The organism is Butyrivibrio sp. FCS006, from assembly GCF_000424525.1.
Lineage (GTDB): Bacteria > Bacillota > Clostridia > Lachnospirales > Lachnospiraceae > Butyrivibrio.
Genome location: NZ_KE384203.1, coordinates 417,326 through 438,520, shown reverse-complemented (window position 1 = coordinate 438,520; position 21,195 = coordinate 417,326). Strand labels below are relative to the sequence as shown.

Annotated in this window: 25 protein-coding genes; 22 read left to right on the top strand and 3 right to left on the bottom strand. The window is 43.4% G+C overall.

Translation table 11 applies throughout. The annotated features are described in order from the left end of the window. Window positions 1–18 precede the first annotated feature (18 nt). From rpsE to rplQ, 14 genes are all read left to right on the top strand, one after another. A complete protein-coding gene (gene rpsE / locus G633_RS0109120) occupies window positions 19–528 on the top strand; it encodes a 30S ribosomal protein S5 (protein ID WP_022764367.1) in 510 nt (169 codons plus the stop codon). Window positions 529–543: 15 nt separating this feature from the next. After that, a complete protein-coding gene (gene rpmD / locus G633_RS0109115) occupies window positions 544–732 on the top strand; it encodes a 50S ribosomal protein L30 (RefSeq protein WP_022764368.1) in 189 nt (62 codons plus the stop codon). Between the two features lie 97 nt (window positions 733–829). Then, window positions 830–1,270: a 50S ribosomal protein L15 gene (rplO, locus tag G633_RS0109110; protein WP_022769975.1), complete on the top strand. Its 441-nt coding sequence runs from the start codon at window positions 830–832 to the stop codon at window positions 1,268–1,270. Then, on the top strand, window positions 1,270–2,589 hold the full coding sequence (gene secY / locus G633_RS0109105) for a preprotein translocase subunit SecY (protein WP_026519733.1): 1,320 nt from the start codon (window positions 1,270–1,272) through the stop codon (window positions 2,587–2,589). Before rplO ends, secY begins: the two co-directional genes overlap by 1 nt. Before the next feature lie 88 nt (window positions 2,590–2,677). Continuing rightward, window positions 2,678–3,322, top strand: a complete 645-nt coding sequence (locus G633_RS0109100; RefSeq protein WP_026512595.1) for an adenylate kinase — start codon at window positions 2,678–2,680, stop codon at window positions 3,320–3,322. A gap of 4 nt (window positions 3,323–3,326) precedes the next feature. Next, window positions 3,327–4,079 (top strand): type I methionyl aminopeptidase, encoded by a 753-nt coding sequence (gene map, locus G633_RS0109095; protein ID WP_026519732.1) that lies wholly within the window; start codon window positions 3,327–3,329, stop codon window positions 4,077–4,079. Window positions 4,080–4,104: 25 nt separating this feature from the next. Continuing rightward, complete coding sequence (gene infA / locus G633_RS0109090; RefSeq protein ID WP_013280019.1) at window positions 4,105–4,323, top strand: translation initiation factor IF-1; 219 nt, start codon at window positions 4,105–4,107, stop codon at window positions 4,321–4,323. 91 nt (window positions 4,324–4,414) lie between these two features. Then, window positions 4,415–5,806, top strand: coding sequence for a uracil-xanthine permease family protein (locus G633_RS0109085; protein ID WP_026519731.1), 1,392 nt, complete (start codon window positions 4,415–4,417; stop codon window positions 5,804–5,806). Window positions 5,807–5,935: 129 nt separating this feature from the next. Continuing rightward, window positions 5,936–6,049 (top strand): 50S ribosomal protein L36, encoded by a 114-nt coding sequence (gene rpmJ, locus G633_RS0109080; protein WP_013280022.1) that lies wholly within the window; start codon window positions 5,936–5,938, stop codon window positions 6,047–6,049. Window positions 6,050–6,215: 166 nt separating this feature from the next. Next, on the top strand, window positions 6,216–6,584 hold the full coding sequence (gene rpsM / locus G633_RS0109075) for a 30S ribosomal protein S13 (RefSeq protein ID WP_022769967.1): 369 nt from the start codon (window positions 6,216–6,218) through the stop codon (window positions 6,582–6,584). Window positions 6,585–6,678: 94 nt separating this feature from the next. Further along, window positions 6,679–7,086, top strand: coding sequence for a 30S ribosomal protein S11 (gene rpsK, locus G633_RS0109070; RefSeq protein WP_022764376.1), 408 nt, complete (start codon window positions 6,679–6,681; stop codon window positions 7,084–7,086). Between the two features lie 147 nt (window positions 7,087–7,233). Then, the gene (gene rpsD / locus G633_RS0109065; protein WP_022769966.1) at window positions 7,234–7,827 is read left to right on the top strand and encodes a 30S ribosomal protein S4; all 594 of its coding nucleotides are present in this window, start codon (window positions 7,234–7,236) and stop codon (window positions 7,825–7,827) included. A 63-nt stretch (window positions 7,828–7,890) separates the two neighbouring features. Beyond that, the gene (locus tag G633_RS0109060; RefSeq protein ID WP_022764378.1) at window positions 7,891–8,847 is read left to right on the top strand and encodes a DNA-directed RNA polymerase subunit alpha; all 957 of its coding nucleotides are present in this window, start codon (window positions 7,891–7,893) and stop codon (window positions 8,845–8,847) included. A gap of 157 nt (window positions 8,848–9,004) precedes the next feature. Beyond that, a complete protein-coding gene (rplQ, locus tag G633_RS0109055; RefSeq protein WP_022769964.1) occupies window positions 9,005–9,541 on the top strand; it encodes a 50S ribosomal protein L17 in 537 nt (178 codons plus the stop codon). A gap of 55 nt (window positions 9,542–9,596) precedes the next feature. Here the strand turns inward: rplQ and G633_RS19740 are convergent, their stop codons facing one another. Together G633_RS19740 and G633_RS0109045 are read right to left on the bottom strand one after the other, a co-directional pair. Beyond that, window positions 9,597–10,496, bottom strand: coding sequence for a M15 family metallopeptidase (locus G633_RS19740; protein WP_026519730.1), 900 nt, complete (start codon window positions 10,494–10,496; stop codon window positions 9,597–9,599). 14 nt (window positions 10,497–10,510) lie between these two features. Further along, window positions 10,511–12,106, bottom strand: coding sequence for a dicarboxylate/amino acid:cation symporter (locus G633_RS0109045; protein WP_207638105.1), 1,596 nt, complete (start codon window positions 12,104–12,106; stop codon window positions 10,511–10,513). 179 nt (window positions 12,107–12,285) lie between these two features. On the opposite strand from G633_RS0109045, the gene G633_RS0109040 reads away from it, so the two are divergent. From G633_RS0109040 to G633_RS0109005, 8 genes are all read left to right on the top strand, one after another. Next, the gene (locus tag G633_RS0109040; protein ID WP_022770578.1) at window positions 12,286–13,131 is read left to right on the top strand and encodes an energy-coupling factor transporter ATPase; all 846 of its coding nucleotides are present in this window, start codon (window positions 12,286–12,288) and stop codon (window positions 13,129–13,131) included. Beyond that, on the top strand, window positions 13,122–13,970 hold the full coding sequence (locus G633_RS0109035) for an energy-coupling factor transporter ATPase (RefSeq protein WP_022770579.1): 849 nt from the start codon (window positions 13,122–13,124) through the stop codon (window positions 13,968–13,970). The genes G633_RS0109040 and G633_RS0109035 overlap by 10 nt, the downstream gene beginning before the upstream one ends. After that, the gene (locus G633_RS0109030) at window positions 13,970–14,776 is read left to right on the top strand and encodes an energy-coupling factor transporter transmembrane component T family protein (protein WP_022770581.1); all 807 of its coding nucleotides are present in this window, start codon (window positions 13,970–13,972) and stop codon (window positions 14,774–14,776) included. The genes G633_RS0109035 and G633_RS0109030 overlap by 1 nt, the downstream gene beginning before the upstream one ends. A gap of 17 nt (window positions 14,777–14,793) precedes the next feature. Beyond that, a complete protein-coding gene (gene truA / locus G633_RS0109025; protein WP_026519728.1) occupies window positions 14,794–15,582 on the top strand; it encodes a tRNA pseudouridine(38-40) synthase TruA in 789 nt (262 codons plus the stop codon). Window positions 15,583–15,775: 193 nt separating this feature from the next. Next, entirely contained in the window at window positions 15,776–16,204 is a 429-nt protein-coding gene (gene rplM / locus G633_RS0109020; protein WP_022764386.1) for a 50S ribosomal protein L13, read from the top strand. 26 nt (window positions 16,205–16,230) lie between these two features. Then, window positions 16,231–16,629, top strand: coding sequence for a 30S ribosomal protein S9 (gene rpsI / locus G633_RS0109015; protein WP_022770583.1), 399 nt, complete (start codon window positions 16,231–16,233; stop codon window positions 16,627–16,629). A 240-nt stretch (window positions 16,630–16,869) separates the two neighbouring features. Continuing rightward, window positions 16,870–18,810, top strand: a complete 1,941-nt coding sequence (locus G633_RS0109010; protein ID WP_242838854.1) for a GGDEF domain-containing protein — start codon at window positions 16,870–16,872, stop codon at window positions 18,808–18,810. Window positions 18,811–18,827: 17 nt separating this feature from the next. After that, entirely contained in the window at window positions 18,828–20,285 is a 1,458-nt protein-coding gene (locus G633_RS0109005; protein WP_026519726.1) for a GGDEF domain-containing protein, read from the top strand. Here the strand turns inward: G633_RS0109005 and G633_RS0109000 are convergent. Further along, complete coding sequence (locus G633_RS0109000; RefSeq protein ID WP_026519725.1) at window positions 20,260–21,117, bottom strand: AraC family transcriptional regulator; 858 nt, start codon at window positions 21,115–21,117, stop codon at window positions 20,260–20,262. The genes G633_RS0109005 and G633_RS0109000 overlap by 26 nt on opposite strands. Window positions 21,118–21,195: the final 78 nt, after the last annotated feature.

The following is a 21,195-nucleotide window of genomic DNA, read 5'->3' as shown; positions in this document are numbered from 1 at the left end:
GAAGGGAGAAGTTTACAAATGAAGCGTAATATCGTTGATGCAAGTCAGCTGGAATTAACAGATAAAGTTGTAACCATCAAGCGTGTTACAAAGGTTGTTAAAGGTGGACGTAACATGAAGTTCACAGCCCTTGTAGTTGTTGGTGACAACAACGGACACGTTGGTGTTGGTCTGGGTAAGTCAACAGAAATCCCGGATGCTATCCGTAAGGGTAAGGAAGATGCTACTAAGAACCTTATTACTGTTCCTCTTGATGAGAACAACAGTATCACACATGATTTCATCGGTAAGTTCGGCTCAGCTGAAGTTTTACTGAAGAGATCACCTGAAGGTACCGGTATCATCGCTGGTGGTCCTGCTCGTTCTGTATGTGAGCTTGCAGGTATCAGAAACATCAGAACAAAGTCACTTGGTTCAAACAACAAGCAGAATGTTGTTTATGCTACAATCAATGGTCTTGCTCAGTTAAAGACACCTGAAGAGGTAGCAGCAAAGCGCGGTAAGTCTGTAGCAGAAGTTACTGCATAATAGGAGGAAAAATCAATGGCAAGCGAGAAGAAACTTAAGATCACATTGGTTAAGTCCACAATTGGCGCTGTACCTAAGCAGGTAGCAACAGTAAAATCAATGGGATTTAAGAAGCTTAACAGCAGTGTTGAGCTGCCTGACAACTCTGCAACAAGAGGTCAGATCCAGCAGATCAGACACCTTGTTAAGGTTGAAGAGATCTAATTAACATTACAATCATCCGAAACCGTATCACGATAGCGCGAGTGGCCTATGGCTGCGTATAGCGCTTGGGGTTTCGGCATTAATAAGGAGGAATATCATGGAATTATCCAACTTAAGACCCGCTGAGGGTTCTGTACAGAGCGATAATTTTAGAAGAGGCCGTGGTCATGGTTCAGGAAACGGCAAGACTGCCGGTAAGGGACACAAGGGTCAGAAGGCTCGTTCTGGAGCACCAAGACCTGGTTTCGAAGGTGGTCAGATGCCTCTGTTCAGAAGACTTCCTAAGAGAGGCTTCAAGAACATCAATCACAAGAATATCGTAGGAATCAACGTATGTGCTCTTGACGTATTTGAGGATGGTGCAGTTGTTGATGTACAGGCACTCAAGGATCAGGGTATAATCAAGAAAGAACTTGATGGCGTTAAGATTCTTGGAAACGGCGAGATTACTAAGAAGCTCACGGTTAAGGCTAATGCTTTCAGTGCAGTAGCTAAGCAGAAGATCGAGGCACTTGGTGGAACAACAGAGGTGATCTAATGTTTAAATCCCTAATGAATGCATTAAAGGTCAAAGAAATAAGAATGAAGATTCTTTTTACTTTCTTAATGCTCTGCGTAATCAGACTCGGATCAGCTATTCCCGTACCGGGAATGAACACAGCTGTTTTCCGTAACTGGTTTTCCGGACTTACAGAGAGTGACGCTTTTGGCTTTATGGATCGATTCACCGGTGGATCATTTGAGAACATGTCAATCCTGGCACTCAATATCACACCGTACATCACATCTTCCATTATCATTCAGCTTCTCACAATTGCTATTCCTAAGTTTGAGGAGTGGCAGAGAGACGGAGAGGACGGAAGAAAGAAACTTACAGCGCTTACAAGATACATCACTATCGCATTAGCGCTTATCGAGTCCATCGCAATGGCAATTGGTTTCTACAGGAACACAGGATTCCTCACAGAGCAGAATCCATTCCTCGTAGTTCAGATTGTAGCAGCTCTTACAGCTGGTAGTGCATTCCTGATGTGGGTTGGTGAGAGAATCACCGAGAATGGGGTTGGAAACGGAATTTCTATTGTCCTGACTATTAACATTCTTTCAAGAATGCCGTCAGACATCAGCTCATTATTTGAGCAGTTCGTAAGTGGAAAGCCTATTGCTAGGGGAGTAGTTTCAGCAATTATTATTTTAGCTGTTATTGTTGCAATGGTAGTATTGGTTGTTCTTCTTAACGGCGCTGAGCGCAGGATTCCTGTACAGTATGCCAAGAAGATCCAGGGTAGAAAGACCTATGGCGGACAGCGTTCAGAGATTCCTCTGAAAGTTAACACTGCAGGTGTTATGCCTATCATCTTTGCAATGTCACTCTTCCAGTTCCCAATCATTATCAGCCAGCTGGCTGGTTATCAGGGATCAGGTACCTGGGGTAAGATTCTTGCTTACCTTAACCAGAGTAACTGGTGCAATCCAAACCATTGGAATTATTCAATCGGACTTTTGGTTTATATTTTATTACTTATCTTCTTCGCGTATTTCTATACATCAATTACCTTCAATCCTATTGAGATTGCAGATAATATGAAGAAGCAGGGCGGATTTATACCCGGAATCAGACCCGGTAAGCCTACAAGTGACTACCTTACAGGTATTCTCAATTACATCATTTTCATTGGAGCATGCGGACTGACAATAATCGGTGTACTTCCAATCTTCTTTAATGGTGTATTTGGTGCAAGTGTTTCATTCGGAGGAACATCACTTATCATCGTAGTAAGTGTTATCCTTGAGACAATCAAGCAGATTGAATCACAGATGCTTGTTCGTAATTACAAAGGTTTCCTGGAAGATTAAGCTATGGTACAATAATAAGAGGCGTCAAGGTCTGCATAGTGCAGGTCTTGAAACCTCTTATCTTAATTTTTGAGAAGGGTGAATGAATATGAAAATTATTATGTTAGGTGCACCTGGTGCAGGAAAAGGAACACAGGCTAAGATGATCGCGGAGAAGTTTAACATTCCGCATATCTCAACAGGAGATATCTTCAGAGCCAACATCAAAAACGGTACTGAGCTTGGCAAAAAGGCCAAGGAGTACATGGACAAAGGACAGCTTGTTCCGGATGAGCTCACAGTTGAGATCCTTCTGGACAGAGTAGCTGCAGACGATTGCAAGAACGGATACGTTCTTGACGGATTCCCACGTACAATCCCACAGGCAGATGTTCTTGACAAAGAGCTTACAAAGCTCGGCGATAAGGTTGATTTCGCAATCAACGTTGATGTTCCCGATGAGAATATCGTTCGCAGAATGTCAGGCAGAAGAGCATGCCTTAAGTGTGGTGCAACCTATCATATTGAGCACATTCCTCCAAAGCAGGAGGGAATTTGCGATAAATGTGGAAGCGAGCTTGTTCAGAGAGACGATGATAAGCCTGAGACAGTTCAGAACAGATTATCAGTTTATCATGAGCAGACTCAGCCTCTTATCGACTACTACAACAAGAAGAATATCTTGAAGTCAGTAGACGGAACAAAGGACATGCAGGAAGTATTCAGTGATATTGTAAATATCTTAAACGCATAAGAATATGGCTATTACGATCAAAACTGATGAAGAAATAGAACTTATGCGACAGTCAGGGCATCTTTTAGCAAAGGTTCATGATGAACTACATGCTGCTCTAAGACCCGGAATCTCTACCTTTGAGCTGGATGAGATCGGCGAGAAGGCTATCCGTGCACTTGGTGGAATACCAAACTGCAAAGACTATGAGGGATTTCCTGCCTCTGTTTGCATATCTGTGAATGACGAGGTTGTTCACGGAATACCAAGTAAAGATAGGATCCTTAAGGAGGGCGACATAGTCACCTTCGATACAGGACTTATATATAAAGGCTTTCATTCTGACGCAGCAAGAACATGGGGCGTCGGCAAGATCAGTGACGAAGCTCAAAATCTTATTGATGTGGCCAGGGACAGCTTTTTTGAAGGAATCAAAAAGGCCAGAGCAGGACACAGACTACATGAGATATCAAGAGCGGTTGACAATTACGTTACAACTCACGGATATGGTGTTGTCAGAGAGCTCACAGGCCATGGAATAGGCAAAAGCCTCCATGAAGACCCGATAGTGCCGAACTACAAGAAGTTCTGGCCTGGGCCTAAGCTTAAAAAGGGCATGACAATTTGCGTAGAACCCATGATAACTCTCGGTGAGAGATATGTAGGCTGGTTAGATGACGAATGGACGGTGGTTACCGTTGACGGTAAGCTCTCTGCCCATTATGAAAATACTATAGCCATCACGGATGGTGAACCAGAGATACTGACTATCATTTGACAGTAAGGATTTAAGGAGGATAAAGATGTCAAAGGCTGATGTAATTGAAATTGAAGGAAAGGTTATTGAGAAGTTGCCCAACACAATGTTCCAGGTTGAGCTTGAGAACGGACACGTTGTTCTTGCTCATATCAGCGGCAAACTCAGACAGAACTTCATCAGAATTTTGCCCGGTGACAAGGTGACACTTGAACTGTCACCATACGATCTTACAAAGGGCAGAATTATTTGGAGAGATAAATAATCAGATTGTTTAAACCGGAGTGTATAGCACTCCGGTTTTGTGTTATACTGATGAATTGAAAGGTTTACACAATTTCAGATTGGAGGAGAATATGGGAGAAAAAAGACAGGCTATTTATGATGCCACAACATTGGGGAAACCGAAAATGGCGGTTTTAGGTTTGCAGCATATGTTTGCTATGTTTGGAGCAACCATTCTGGTTCCTATTTTGGTCAACGGCTATTTTAACGGTGAGGGACTTTCAGTCCAGGTAACACTATTCTTTGCAGGACTTGGTACACTTCTGTTTCATCTTTGTTCTAAATTCAAGGTTCCGGCTTTTCTGGGATCATCATTCGCATTTCTCGGCGGCTTTGCCACAATAGCAAATCTTAATACAGGAAAATATGCAAACATGACATACGGAGAAAAGCTCCCTTATGCATGTGGCGGTATTGTTGTCGCAGGACTTCTTTATCTTGTCCTTGCGCTTATTTTCAGACTGGTTGGTGTAAAAAAGGTTATGCACTACCTTCCACCTGTTGTTACAGGACCGATCATTATCTGTATCGGACTTTCACTTGCACCTTCTGCAATCGGAAATGCTTCAGCTAACTGGATTCTTGCAATCATCGCATTTTTGGTTGTAATCATCTTTAATATCTGGGGTAAGGGAATGTGGAAGATCATTCCTATCCTTATGGGCGTAGTAATTTCTTATCTGGTTGCGGTTATTTTCCAGGCTTTTGGAATGACCAATGCTGACGGATCAGCAATCATTGATTATGCACCTATTGCTACAGCTGCATGGGTTGGACTTCCTAAGTTTGTAATCGCTAAATTTGATGTTACAGCAATCCTTGTTATGGCACCTATTGCAATTGCAACCATGATGGAACATGTTGGTGACATCTCAGCAATTTCTGCTACAACATCCAAGAATTTCATAGAAGATCCCGGTCTTAACAGAACACTTCTTGGTGACGGACTTGCAACTGCACTTGCAGGAATGTTTGGCGGACCTGCAAATACAACCTATGGTGAGAACACAGGTGTCCTTGAGCTTTCTAAAGTATATGATCCTAAGGTAGTAAGAATTGCTGCTGTTTATGCAATCATCGTCAGCTTCATTCCTAAGATTGCCGATATCATCGGAACAATGCCAACAGCTATCATCGGCGGAATAAGCTTTGTATTATACGGAATGATCTCAGCTATCGGTGTCAGAAATGTAGTTGAGAACAAGGTAGATTTCACTAAGTCAAGAAACCTTATTGTTGCTGCAGTAATCCTTGTATCAGGTCTTGGATTTACAGATGGCCTCACATTTACAATCGGAAGCACATCAATAACACTTACTTCACTGGCTATCGCAGCTCTTCTCGGAATCATCTTAAATGCTGTTCTTCCGGGTAATGATTACAATTTCGGTGATAATCATAAGGGTGATATCAACAGAGGTGTTAGCTTTAACAATATAGAAGAGGAAAATAACGAAAAATAATCGATTTTTTGTAAAAAACCTGTTGCGTATTGAATTTGTTTGTGTTATATTATAAGTCGGTCTTTTTGTGAGAAGGGCATATTATGCCCTTTTCAAGGCATTTTATCCATGCGTAAGAAAGGAGTAACAATGAAAGTTAGGTCTTCTGTTAAGCCTATGTGCGAGAAGTGCAAGGTTATCAAGAGAAAGGGCGTTATCAGAGTTATCTGTGACAACCCTAAGCACAAACAGAGACAGGGTTAATTCGAGCCAATTCGGATTACTTTTTGATACCAATATAGAACATGCTGATCTATAGCGTATTGGAAAGATCGGACCCGTTTCTGTCCGATTGGGCGTAGCTTAAAAGCCCCAATCAAACAAGTAACTATTTTTATCATTATTATTTATTTTTATGGAGGATTTTTAAATGGCTCGTATTGCAGGTGTTGATTTACCTAGAGATAAGCGAGTAGAGATCGGTTTGACATACATCTACGGTATCGGTAGAACAAGCTCAAACAAGATTCTTGAAGCAGCAAAAGTAAATCCGGACACACGTGTTCGTGATCTTACAGACGATGAAGTTAAGAGAATTGCCGAGGTTATCGGTAATGACTACGAAGTAGAAGGTGACCTTAGAAGAGAAGTTGCCATGAACATCAAGAGACTCACTGAGATCGGATGTTACAGAGGCGTACGTCACAGAAGAGGACTTCCTTGCCGTGGTCAGAGAACTAAGACAAATGCAAGAACAAGAAAAGGACCAAAGAGAACAATCGCTAACAAGAAGAAATAATCTTCATTAGCCTTTGAATATGAACCCGGGCATGGCGAGTTCAGAACAGTAACAAAAAACAAAGATTTATAGGAAGAAAGTAGGTTAGTTTAAAATGGCAAATCAGAAATCATCAGCAGCAAAGAAATCAGCTGCTAAGAAACGTGTCAAGAAAAACGTTGAACACGGACAGGCACACATTCAGTCATCTTTCAATAACACAATCGTTACATTGACAGATGCTGCAGGAAACGCTCTTAGCTGGGCAAGTGCCGGTGGTCTGGGATTTAAGGGTTCAAGGAAATCTACTCCTTATGCTGCACAGGTAGCTGCAGAGACAGCAACTAAGGCTGCACTTATTCACGGCCTTAAGACTGTTGATGTATTCGTTAAGGGACCAGGATCAGGAAGAGAAGCTGCAATCAGAGCTCTTGCTGCAAGCGGCCTTACAGTTACATCTATCACAGACGTAACACCTGTACCACATAACGGATGCAGACCACCTAAGCGTCGTAGAGTATAATCATACTCATTGTTTGCGGGTTACATGTGCAAATATAGATTATATTTTTGACAATTAACTCGTTGGACGAAGGTGCGAATTAAGTTTTAAAGCATTGTAAACAACATCAGATGAAGACATCATCTGAGAAAAAGAAAGGAGCCAAAAATGGCAGTAAACAGAGTTCCCGTTTTAAAGAGATGCAGATCTCTTGATCTTGATCCAACATTCCTTGGATATGACAAGAAGTCAAAGAGAACATCAGCTAGAGCTGGTAAGAAGATGAGTGAGTACGGACTTCAGCTTCGTGAGAAGCAGAAGGCTAAGTTCATTTATGGAGTACTTGAGAAGCCTTTCAGAAACTACTATGACAGGGCTGATAGAATGAAGGGTCAGACAGGTTCAAACCTTATGACAATTCTTGAGACAAGACTTGATAACGTAGTTTTCAGAATGGGATTTGCAAGAACAAGAAGAGAAGCAAGACAGGTTGTTCTTCACAAGTTCATCACTGTAAATGGCAAGGTTATCAACATCCCTTCATACCTCATCAAGGCTGGTGATGTTATCGAAGTAAAAGAGGCTGCAAAGAATATCCAGAGATTTAAGGATATCTCAGAGATCACAGCAGGCAGACTTGTTCCTGAGTGGATCGATGTTAACAAAGAGAGCCTTCAGGGCACAATCAAGGAGCTTCCTTCAAGAGAAGCTATTGACGTTCCTGTAGATGAAATGCTTATCGTCGAGTTGTACTCTAAATAATAATTGCTTAGCAATTCATTATTATTATAAAATGTTAACAAACCACATAAGGAGGGTATATCAGTGTTTGATTTTGAAAGACCAAATATTGAAGTTGCTGAAATCTCAGATGATAAGAAGTATGGTAAATTCGTAGTCGAGCCTCTTGAGAGAGGTTACGGTATTACACTGGGCAATTCCCTTCGTAGGATTATGCTCTCTTCATTACCAGGAGCAGCAGTAAGTCAGGTCAAAATCGAAGGCGTATTACATGAGTTCAGTTCTATTCCCGGAGTTAAGGAAGATGTAACTGAAATCATCATGAACATCAAGAACCTTTCAATCAAGAACAGTTCTGATACAAACGAGCCAAAGACTGCATACATTGAGTTCAATGGTGAGGGCGTTGTAAAGGCTTCTGATATTCAGGTTGACCAGGATATCGAGATCATGAATCCTGATCAGGTTATCGCCACACTTTCCGGTAAGGATGCTAAGCTCTACATGGAGCTCACCATCACAAAGGGAAGAGGATATGTAAGCTCTGACAAGAATAAGACCGGTGATCTTCCTATCGGTGTGATCGCTATCGATTCTATCTATACTCCTGTTGAGAGAGTAAATGTAACTGTAGAGAACACTCGTGTAGGTCAGGTTACAGACTTTGACAAACTTACACTTGATGTTCACACGGATGGAACACTTGGTCCCGACGAGGCTGTAAGCCTTGCAGCTAAGGTTCTCAGTGAGCACTTAAGCCTGTTCATTGATCTTTCCGAGAATGCTAAGACCGCTGAGGTTATGGTAGAGAAGGAAGACGATGAGAAGGGCAAAGTTCTCGAAATGTCAATTGATGAACTTGAGCTTTCAGTTCGTTCATTCAACTGCCTTAAGAGAGCAGGCATCAATACCGTTCAGGAGCTTGCTAACAAGACTTCAGACGATATGATGAAGGTTCGTAATCTTGGACGTAAGTCACTTGAGGAGGTTCTTGCTAAGCTTGATGAGCTCGGACTTTCACTCAGACAGGACGGCGAATAATTTTGTTATATGATTTCCGCTGAAGGTAAATCCGATGCGTACTGAGGTGGATTCTCATAATGGATCATTAACAGCATCTAAGGAGTAAGACCGATGTGCATCCTTTGATGTACCACAGCAGGGGGAACCCTGCAAATGAGAAAGGAAGTAATTTAAGATGGCAATGTACAGAAAGCTTGGAAAAGCAACAAAACCTAGGAGAGCACTTCTTCGTAACCAGGTAACAGCACTTCTTTACAATGGTAAGATCATTACCACAGAGGCAAGAGCTAAGGAAATCAAGAAGATCGTAGAGCCTATGATCACTCTTGCAGCTAAGGAGAAGGACAACTTCGAGACAGTTACTGTTGAAGCTAAGGTTCCTGAGAAGGACAAAGATGGCAAGAGAGTAAAAGAAGTTGTAGATGGCAAGAAGGTTACAAAGTATACAACTGTTAAGAAGGAAATCAAGAAGGATCTTCCTTCACGTATGCATGCAAGACGTCAGCTCCTTAAGACTCTTTACCCTGTAACTGAGGTTCCTACTGAGAAGGCAGGAAGAAAGAAAAACACTAAGGAAGTTGATCTCGTAGCTAAGCTTTTCGATGAGTATGGCCCTAAGTACGCTGGACGTAAGGGTGGTTATACAAGAATCGTTAAGATCGGCCAGAGAAAAGGCGATGCAGCTATGATGGTTGTTCTTGAGCTCGTTTGATAACAAGCCACTTAAAAGGGATACGGCAATAGCCGCATCCCTTTTTTATTTCTTTTTATTTTTTCTCGAAGTGCTGATAGTCTTTCGAATTATTCCAGTCTCCGCCCCATTTAAAGCCATGCTCCTTAAATAGCTTATAAGCCAGATCGTTTTCATCAATCTTGTACGGGAATGAAGCTGATCTGTCTGCATAGGCCTCACTGCCTGCAGGTGATACATTTGTTGTGCCATCCTTGTTATAGGTGATATAAGGATTGTAGAAAGGATTTATGTCTATTGCACGTCCATAAGCATGGTTTGAAAGTCTTGTGGTTCCTTCAACCACTCTGTAGTTGAAACAGGAGGTATTATTTGCCAGCATGGATGCTGTGTCATCTCCTCCGTATTCATCCACCAGCTTTACACTTTCCAATTGATAATTGTTTGAATATAATTCGTAGAAAATCTCTACCATATCCTGGGCGAGAGCTTTATTACATATCAGCTCGCCTTTCTGAGTCTCTCCGTTAAAATCTACATACATAAGGCCGACATACCTAAGCTCATCAAGTGGTACCGTGCAGTCAACTGGATAGGATATTCCTGAGATACGCTTGAATACTTCATTGGTGATTGGCTCATAGTAAAATCCATCCATGTAGGTGATCCTCTCGGGTGACGGTTCAGGTTCCGGTTCGGGTTCAGGCTCTGGCTCTTCGACGATTTTAGGCTCAGGCTCCGCCTCTTCGATAACTTCCGGCTCTTTTGCTGGTACAGATTCCGCCTCTTTTACAGGCTCAGGCTCCGGTTCAGGCTCCTTAACTTCTTCTATAGTTGATGAAACAGCAGCTGCTTCCGGATTCTTTTTTGCATAGTCGGAAAGAGTTTCGCCTCTAGCAAGAAACCTTGCTCCAATGGCGGCAATGATGATAACTCCTGCCAGAAGTGCCAGTTCTTTTAAGTACTTGATGTTCATGTTGTTTGATAACCTCAGCTGTTATATTTTTCATGGTCCAGTAGACCTTCGTTACTTGCGACAATTACCGCAGTAGCCATGTCTCCTGTAGTATTGGACATTGTATCGGCCATGTCAAGAATAGGATTGATGGCTATGATAAGGCCCAGCGCTTCGATTGGAATATTAAGCGATTCTGCTACAACGCCCAGGCAGATGAATGCACATCCGGGAACACCGGGAGCTCCAAGAGAGAGCATTATTATGGTGAATGTGAGGGAAATAAGCGAAGGCAGGTCAACAACGATGCCATAGGCTTTTGCCAAAAACAGACCGATTATGGTCAGGTAAAGACATACACCATCCATGTTAATGGTTGCTCCGAGAGGAATGGAGAAATTTGCAACCTTCGGTGATACGCCCAGTTTCTCGGTGCAGATTCTCATGTTTGTCGGCATGGCTGCAGAGCTGGAGGACAAAGTTAAGCTGGTAAAGATTCCCTCCTTGTCGTTCTTGAAAAACTTAAGAGGATTGAGCCTGCCGATAATAAGGATCAGAAGCCCGTATATGCACATCATGCAAAGAATAGCACCGGTGTGCGTCAGCGTGACGCTGAGTATTGAAAGAAGCGAATCTCCTCCAAGCCTTATTACGAGAAGTGATATTGAAACAAAAGCTGCAAGCGGAATAAATCTGGTTATCAGAGTTGTTATGGTTAAAAACAGTGTGTTAAGGGCATCAAAAAGCTCTTTTAACATAGAAGAGTACTTGCCTACCATTCCGACAGAGATTCCGCAGAGCATAGCCAGGAAGATCAGTTGAAGGGTATCGGATTCAAGGAACGGAGACAGGAAGTTGGAAGGCACTATATTCATAAGCGTTGACATTATGGATGTGTCCACGGAAGTGTCCACGCTTACTGCCTGAGTGGCAATTCCGGAACTTAAAGCGAAGCCGAATTCTCCGGGCTGTACCAGGTGAAAGATACCGATGCCCAAAAGAACAGCGATGACCGTGGTCAGAAGATACATGGATATGACACGGCTGCCTATCTTGCCTACTTCCGAGAGATTTGTAAACTGTGAGAAGCAGGAGACAATGGAGAAAAATACCACCGGAGCGATGATGATCCTTATGGCATGCATGAATACGGTCTTGATGGGCTCTAATACGTAGGTACAGAGCGTGGTGTTAACGGATTCGGGGAAAAGAAATTTCGCAATAAATCCAAATGCAAGACCAAGGAAAAGTGCATAAATAGCGGAGTTGTTGAGCTTTTGCTCCGACTGACCGGCAACTATCCTGACATGGTTAATGTTGTTTTTGTTTCTGTATTTGAAATTTTCGCCGAAGGAGCGTAGAAGGACGGCGCGGATGGCACTGACGCTGGCATCTTCGCTTAGGTCATCTTCATCGGAATAGGGAGAAAATTCTTCGCCCTTCATGGACATGTTCACGCTGGTTTCGCCAAAGAATTGTCTGACCTGGATCTTTAGATCGGTATTGGCAGGAGCGTGCTTTAGAAGGTCTGCTATTATCTCCTCGGAGATAAGTAAGGTTTTTTGAATGAATTTTTTGCCGACAGGCATCTGAATCAGGCTGCTTTCAATAAAGCCCATTACGTCAGACATAAAGGTGCAACTGCCTGAATTATAAAAAGCTGACGTGTTTCTGATCTTTTTCATTAAACCGCAGGTCCTTTCCGTTTAGTCCGTGATCGCAATCACATATAAAAATTATATCATGCAAAAAGCGCTTAAAGTTGTATTATCCCTTGAAATCTAGTAAAATTAGCACTGTTATGAAGAAGATGATTCGCACAGACAAACTGGTATTTGAATATATAAGGCGCGACGAGGAAGGCAACGTTGAGGGCATCACAAGAGCAATTGACGATGTCAATCTTTCTGTGGAGCCCGGGCAGTTTATTGCCATTTTGGGGCACAACGGCTCAGGAAAGTCAACGCTTGCCAAGCATTTCAATGCACTGCTCTACCCGACAGAGGGTGAGGTCTATGTGGATGGAATGCTGACTGAGGATGATGAGCACCTTTGGGATGTCAGACAGGAAGCGGGAATGATATTCCAGAATCCGGACAACCAGATCATCGGCCAGATCGTTGAAGAGGATGTTGGCTTTGGACCTGAGAACATGGGCGTTCCCACAGAGGAAATCTGGGAGAGAGTGGATGAGAGCTTAAAGGCTGTCCGTATGGACAAGTTCAGAAAGTCATCTCCGAACCACTTATCCGGTGGTCAGAAGCAGAGAGTATCCATCGCCGGCGTCATTGCCATGCACCCTAAGTGTATTATCATGGATGAGCCCACGGCCATGCTTGATCCCAACGGCAGAAAGGAAGTAATAAGAGCTGCCAGGGGACTCAACCAGGTAGAGGGCATCACGGTTATTCTTATAACTCACTACATGGAAGAGGTTGTGGATGCGGACAAGGTCTTTGTCATGGACAAGGGCAAGGTTGTCATGGAAGGAACTCCAAGGGAGATTTTTGCTCAGGTGGACAAGCTAAAGGCACTTAAACTGGGCGTTCCGCAGGTCACACTCCTTGCACATGAACTAAGAAAGAGCGGAGTTCCGCTCCCTAATCCTATCCTTACGAGAAAAGAGCTTGTGGAGGCATTAAAAGCATGTCGATAATGCTAAATCATGTCAATTACATATATGACGAAGACACTGCCATGGCCAGCGCAGCTCTTATAGATGTTTCGCTGAAGATCCCGGATGGCCAGTTCATCGGACTTATCGGACACACAGGGTCAGGTAAGTCAACGCTGATACAGCATATGAACGGTCTTGTTAAGCCTTCAAGCGGTCAGGTTTTCTTTAACAATGAAGACATCAATGACAAGGACTACGACAAGAAAAAGCTAAGAGCCAAGGTGGGACTGGTCTTCCAGTATCCGGAGCATCAGCTCTTTGAATCAGACTGCTTTAAGGATGTGTGCTTTGGTCCTAAGAACCTGGGACTTCCCCAGAAGGAAGTTGAGCTGAGGGCTTATGAGGCGCTGAAACAGGTGGGCTTTGATGATGACTATTTCTATCAGTCCCCCTTTGATCTGTCGGGAGGACAAAAGAGAAGAGTTGCTATCGCAGGTGTTCTGGCCATGAAGCCACAGATCCTTATTCTTGATGAACCCACAGCCGGCCTTGATCCCAAGGGGCGTGAAGATATACTCAACCTGATATCGGACCTCCATAAGACCATGGGCATCACCATTATCCTGGTAAGCCACAGTATGGAGGATGTTGCGGATTACGTTGAGAGGATCATCGTAATGAACAAGGGCAGGGTTGCATTTGACGCGGAGCCCAGAGAGGTCTTTTCCCATTATAAAGAACTAGAGGAGATCGGACTTGCTGCGCCTCAGGTGACCTACTGCATGCAGGAACTGAAGGCTGCGGGCTTTGATGTAAGTACCGATATAACAACCCTGGAAGAAGCAAAAAAAGAGATTTTAAAGGCGCTTGGTAAATAATGCTTAGAGATATTACGCTGGGACAATATTATAGGACGGAATCGGTGATCCACTCCCTTGACCCTAGAGTTAAGATCGTGGGAACCTTCTCCTTTATTATTTCCCTGTTTCTGGTGAAAAATTTCATAGGATATGTCATTGCGGCACTTTTTTTGTGCGTGTGCATAAAGCTTTCAAATGTACCTCCAAAATTCATTTTTAGGGGCATGAGAGCGATCTTTTTCCTGCTGCTCATAACTATGGTGTTCAACCTGTTTTTGACGCCGGGAGAGCCTCTGGTGAGCTTTTGGAAGATTAAGATCACGAAAGAGGGAATAAGGCTTGCGATCATGATGGGAGTAAGGCTTGTGTTCCTCATCACCGGATCGTCGCTGATGACGCTGACAACAACGCCCAACTACCTTACGGACGGCCTTGAGGACCTCCTTAAGCCTCTTAAGAAGATCAGGGTTCCGGTCCACGAGATTTCTATGATGATGTCTATTGCCCTCAGATTCATCCCAATCCTCATGGAGGAAACGGACAAGATCATGAAGGCGCAGATGGCAAGAGGAGCGGATTTCGAGAGCGGATCTATCATGAACAGGGCAAAGAGCCTGGTTCCGCTACTGGTACCACTGTTTATTTCGGCCTTCAGAAGAGCCAACGACCTTGCAATGGCCATGGAAGCCAGGTGCTATCGAGGCGGAGAGGGCAGGACCAAGATGAAGCCTCTTGTTTATAAGAGGATTGATATCATCGCACTTGCTGTGATCTTCGGATATGTAGTCTGCTGCTTGGTTTTTGGCAGGATCCTTTTTAGATAACTTTGGAAAAAGAGCTGATGAGCGAAAAAAGACGCGTCATGCTGGTGGTGTCCTACGACGGAACAGCCTACAACGGCTGGGCGCTTCAGACCAGCACACACAATACAATTGAAGAGATGCTTAACCGTGCCATACACGGCCTTACGGGCGAGGAAGTACAGGTGATAGGCGCCAGCAGAACTGATGCAGGAGTCCACGCCTATGGGAACATAGCTGTTTTTGATACTGCCAGTTCCATTCCGGGAGAGAAATTCTCTTTTGCCCTGAATCACATACTTCCGGACGACATACGAGTGGTGGAGTCAAGAAATGTTGCTGCAGACTTTCATCCAAGGCACTGCGATACCGAGAAGACCTATGAGTACCGCGTTCTCAACACCCGGTTTGAGATTCCGGTGAAAAGACATTACACCTATCATTTCAGTATGCCTCTAGATGTGGAGGTGATGCAGGAAGCGGGGAATTACCTGGTGGGAGAGCACGATTTTACGAGCTTTTGCAACGTTCAGTCCCAGGCGCTTTCCCATGTGCGCACCATTAAGGAGGTCAAGGTAAGGCGCGATGGCGACGAGGTCATCATATCGGTGACGGGTAACGGATTCCTCTACAACATGGTGAGGATCATTGCCGGGACACTTCTGCAGATCGGAAGGGGCAAGGGTAAGCCTTCGGATATAGCAGATATGCTTAATGCAAAAGACAGATCGGCAGCAGGACCTACAGCTCCTCCTCAGGGTCTTTTCCTGATGGAGTACAAGTTCCTGGATGGAATCCCGGGGCCTTTGGAAGATTCAAATAATTGTTGACAAATAATGGCAAATAGTCATATAATATCTTACTGTGTGACGTAGTATAACTATGTCCTCATTTAAGCTAAGTGGCATATTGATGTCCCGGTAAGCCTCAATATGTTCATATACTGCACAATCAGGTGAAGGGTTGCGCAGAGGAGTAACAAATTTTAAGTAATTGTTCTAATCTGGTAATGGAGGAAACACAATGAAAACATTTATGCCTAGTGCAACTACAGTAGAGAGAAAGTGGTATGTAGTTGATGCTACTGATATGACACTTGGACGTCTTGCTTCTAACGTTGCAAACGTACTTAGAGGTAAGAACAAGCCTATTTACACACCAAACATCGACACAGGTGATTTCGTAATCGTAATCAATGCTGATAAGATCAAAGTATCAGGTAAGAAGCTTGATCAGAAGATGTATTGGCACCACACAGATTATGTTGGACATCACAAGGAGTTCTCACTTCGTCAGATGCTTGAGACACACCCTGAGAGAGTTGTTGAGCACGCTGTTAAGGGAATGCTTCCTAAGGGATCTCTTGGAAGAGATATGTACAGCAAGCTCCATGTATATGCAGGTGCTGAGCACCCACACGCAGCTCAGAAGCCTGAAGTATTAACATTTTAATCGGGTAGTCGAAAGGAGAATCTAAAATGGCAAAGTCAGCTAATTACTACGGAACAGGTAGAAGAAAAAAGTCAATCGCTAGAGTATACCTTGTATCCGGAAATGGAAATATAACAATCAACAAGAGACCTATCGATGAGTATTTTGGTCTTGAGACTCTTAAGGTTATCGTTCGTCAGCCTCTCGTAGCTACAGAGACAACAGACAAGTTTGACGTTGTTGTAACTGTTAAGGGTGGCGGAACAACAGGCCAGGCTGGTGCTATCAGACACGGCATTTCAAGAGCTCTTCTTCAGGCTGATTCAGATGAGTACAGACCTGTTCTTAAGAAGGCCGGATACCTTACAAGAGATCCTCGTATGAAGGAGAGAAAGAAATACGGTCTCAAGAAGGCTCGTAGAGCTCCTCAGTTCTCAAAGAGATAATCATCTGCTATGGCAGATTACAGAAGACTCGGTACATTGTACCGGGTCTTTTTGTGTAAGTGAAAAATGGTCCCTAACCCCCGTCCCCAGGGACCATTAAATATTTATAAAATCCCTTTTTATTTAACGGTTTTACGGTTATTATTAATATATTCAGGAGGATTATAAAAAGGGATGTATTATTCAGCAGTCGCATTGCTTGCGCTGACAATAAATGTGATCTTGAATCGAAAATCCATAATGAATATATTTGCAAAGACTGATGCACAGGATGCAGAACAGCAGGTGAAAGTGCGCTACAGTCATTTTTTGCATGCAATAAACTTATATTATCTGGTAGAGATAGCCTGGGGTATTCTCTATGAGAATCACAATAATCCCAAGCTGTTTACAATTATCTATATAAACACGGTCTTTTATTTCATTTTTATGCTTCTTACTATGCTGGCATGGGCGCGCTACATCGTTGCATATCTTGAAAGTGACGATATCAGGGCCGAGATTATGACCGGCGGAGCGTGGTTTGCGTTCATAGCCGGGCTGATCTGTCTGATGTTCAATCGGTTTTATCATTTTATCTTTTCCTATAGTGATGATCATGAGTATATTCCGGAATCCGGAAGGCATATCATATATATTTTTTTACTTGTCTTTTATTTGGGAATTGCTATCAGGATGTTCATTGTTTCATGGAAATCTTCAGGACGCCAAAGCGTCAGGTACAGGGCAGTGGCTTATACCAGTGTCGCATTTGGCGTTTTTATGTTCCTGCAGATTCTGGCTTCATTCTATCCTCTATATGTCATTGGGCTTTTGATTGGAACTTGTGTAGTGCATTCTTATGTGGAAGCGGGCGAGAAACAGGAAAAAGAGATCCAGGATAAAATCGCGACAGTAATGGCTGAAGATTATATCGCCATCTATTATATCAACGTAAATAACGGAGAATATCTTGAATACGCCGGAAGGCAGAAAGAGTTTATGAACATGCCTTCATCCGGAAAAGACTTCTTTGCTGCATTCAAGGCAAACATTGAGCAAAATGCTTTTGGCGAGGATAAAGGGGCTGCTGAAAGCTCTTTTACCAAAGAAACTATGATTGCAAATCTTGAGGGTAGACGTTCATTTTCCTGCAAATACAGGTTTATGGTAGGGGAAGAGCCGAGATTCTTCCTCGTTACTTATATGCGCGCAGGTAATGATAAGGAGCACATTATCTTTTACGAAAAAGACATTGAGGATGAACTAAGGGCTGAGAAGAAACGTAAGGAAAGTCAGAAAAAGACCATTACATTTACGCAGATTGCTGAGAGCCTGGCGTCCAACTATGATGAGATCTATTATGTGGATATTGCAACCTCATCCTATGTCGGCTATGAGTCCAACAATATCTATGGCCAATTGGAGATCAGCAATTCGGGAGAGGATTTCTATGCTGAATCTATGTCCAATATTCCTCAGATCATTCATAAACAGGACCGTGACATGCTGATCGAATTCATGGATAAGGACAATATGATCTCTGCTATGGAGAGCCATAAGGTCCGCAGTATCGATTACCGTCTTATGGTGAACGGAAGATCTCGGTATACCAGGATGACTGTACGTAAGAGCAGCGATGGAACGCACTTTATCATAGGTGTCGAGAATATTGATGATGAGATCAAAAAAGAAAAGCAGCATATGAAGGCTCTGAAAACTGAAAAAGAGCTTGCAAGACGCGACGAACTTACCGGTACCAAGAACAAGACGGCATATAAAGAACTTGAAGAATCAGTGCAGAGCAATATTGAAAACGGCATGGACTATCTGCCGTTTGCGCTCATTGTATGTGATGCAAACAACTTAAAAGAGATAAATGATACTCAGGGGCATGTTGTGGGCGATGAATATATCAAGGAATCTGCAAAGCTCTTGTGCAATATATTTAAGCACAGCCCTGTATTCAGGATCGGCGGAGACGAATTTGTAGTGTTCCTTAGAGGTGATGATTACGACAAGAAGCAGGAGCTTATGGATAAGCTAAGGAACCAGGTCCTTAAGAACAAAGAAAGTGGCACCGGGGCGGTTCTTGCTTCAGGCATTGCTGAGTACGAACCGGAGAAAGACAGTCTTGTTTCCGAGATCTTAGACCGTGCCGACAGGGCAATGTATGAGAACAAACAGAAGCTGAAAGCTTAGTATTGGAGTAAACATGCATGGATAAAAAGCCATTTATCTCTCTTAAAGTAAGAATTTCCATAGGCGTTGTTTCTGTGTGCCTTTTACTTGGGTTTTTGGCAGTTCTTTTGATGAACAGGATTGCAAGAGATATTGTTGATGAAGAGTACACCGATGATGCCGAGAGGATATCGAGAGCAGCTGTGAGCGCCCTTGACGTAGGCGATGTCAAAGAGCTTACAGATATTGTAATGGGCATTTATGAAGATGCCGGAGAAGTTGTACCCAGTACTGAGTGGGGGTCAGAAGCCTGGAATAAGTACATGTCAAACTTTGAAGGCGTAGAAAGTCTTCCGGTATTTGGAAAACTAAGAAAGCAGCTCAGAGTATATCAGGAAATATTTGATGTCGAGTGCATATATATCATGCAGTTTAATAAAGCCGGTGATCATGCCATATACATAATAGATGCGGCTTACGAAAATGTATGTCCTCCCGGTGTTGTTGATTCATTTGTGGAAGGCTTCTGGCCGGATTCAACAGGACGTGCCATTCCCACTACCATAACCAATGAGGAAAGGTATGGCTGGCTTGTTACGGCAGCTACGCCTGTTATGCTCGATGATGAAGTAGTTGCTTTTCTTTGCGTTGATATTTCTATGAATGAGATCAAGGCAAACGAGAGGGATTATGTTTTTATGACAGGTATTGCCATGGCCCTCTTTACTTTGATGGTTCTGGTATTCTCCCTGATATATATAAACAGGAATATTTTCGGCCCTGTGGCGCTTCTGTCGGACACGGCCAAAAACTACTGCTCAGAAAGCGGTGAGATCATCCACCATGAGTTTGAGAAGCTGTCTGTCAGGAACAACGATGAGATTTCGGACCTTCTTCTGTCCATGAAGCAGATGGAGGCAGACATGAATGCCAATATCACGGCTCTTATGGATACCAAGGTGGCGCTAAAGGCGACCGAGGAAAAAGCCAGTACCATGGAGGCATTGGCGGTCAAGGATACCCTCACCGGTATTTGGAACAGACTGGCCTACGAAGATGAAATAAAAAAGCTCAACAAGGATATTCGTGAGGGCTTTACCGAGTTTGGAATTGCAATGATAGATCTTAATGATCTTAAGAAGATAAATGATACTTATGGCCACGAAAACGGCAATATCGCCATCAAGAGCTTAAGCGCCATTATCTGCGATGTGTTCAAGCGCTCGAGGGTGTTTAGGATCGGCGGGGATGAGTTTGTGGTCATCTTAAAGAAAAAGGACTTCAGGAACATTGATAAGCGCATGGACGACTTTAATGACAGGCTTGTGAAGATCGCGGCGGACAATCTGCTGATGCCCTGGGAAAAGGTATCTGCGGCGATCGGCTACGCCATGTTTGACGATGATGAAGATGTGATCGCCGAAGATGTTTTCAAAAAGGCCGACAAAGCAATGTACGAGAGAAAGGCGGCTATGAAAGCAGGGCTGACCCTATAGCGTTCTTTCTGTATTCGTTCGGCGTTATGCGTTCTCTTTTCTTAAAGCAGTAGCAGAAGGCACTCTCGTCTATAAAGCCGCAGGAGAGGGCAATCTCCGAGATGGTCATGTTAGAATTGGACAAATTGTATTTAGCCGCAGAGATGCGTGTTGATAAAAGAAACTGGTGTGGTGTCACGCCGGTTTCTTTTTTGTATTTTCTGTTGAAGTGGTAGGGCGATAATCCTGCCATATCTGCCATTTCCTCAAGAGTTATCTTCTTGCTGAAATTCTCTGTGAGATAGGTGGTGACTTTCTTTATTCCATCTTCATCTGCAGCATCTTTTGAAGAAGGGCTGACTGATAACTCCAGCAGCAGATTCCCTATCATAATGCTCATCTGAGCTTCGCTAAGAGACAGGTGCTTCTCCATACCATCAATGAGATCTGAAAGAATGGAGCGGGCGGATTTAAAGTTTGAAAGAGCTATGATATTGCCCCGTTCTCTGACCAGATATTCGTAGTAGCCTCCTGCAAGCTTTCCATCAAAGTGGAGCCAGAGAGTTCTGCATCCGGTGCTTGTTCTATAAGCATGGTGATTGTAGCAGTTGAGCAAAATGGCATCACCTTTGGATGCTGTGACATATTTTCCATCCAGCAATATTTCCATGGTTCCGTTTTCTATCAGGATGATGAGATAGCTGTCATAGCGCTTTCTTTCCAGCGAATAATCCGGCAGATATTCGAATGCTCCAATGACTGTCGGATACAGGAAAAGAGCCTTCGCAGAAGCAGTGGGCGTATATATGAAATACTGAGAATCCTTTGCGATATTTTCTTCTGTTGTGAACATGATGAGCCTCCGGGGATGCATAGCAATTTCTTTATATTATAGAGCAAGTTTATCAATTGAGAAAGTCCCCCTATTATC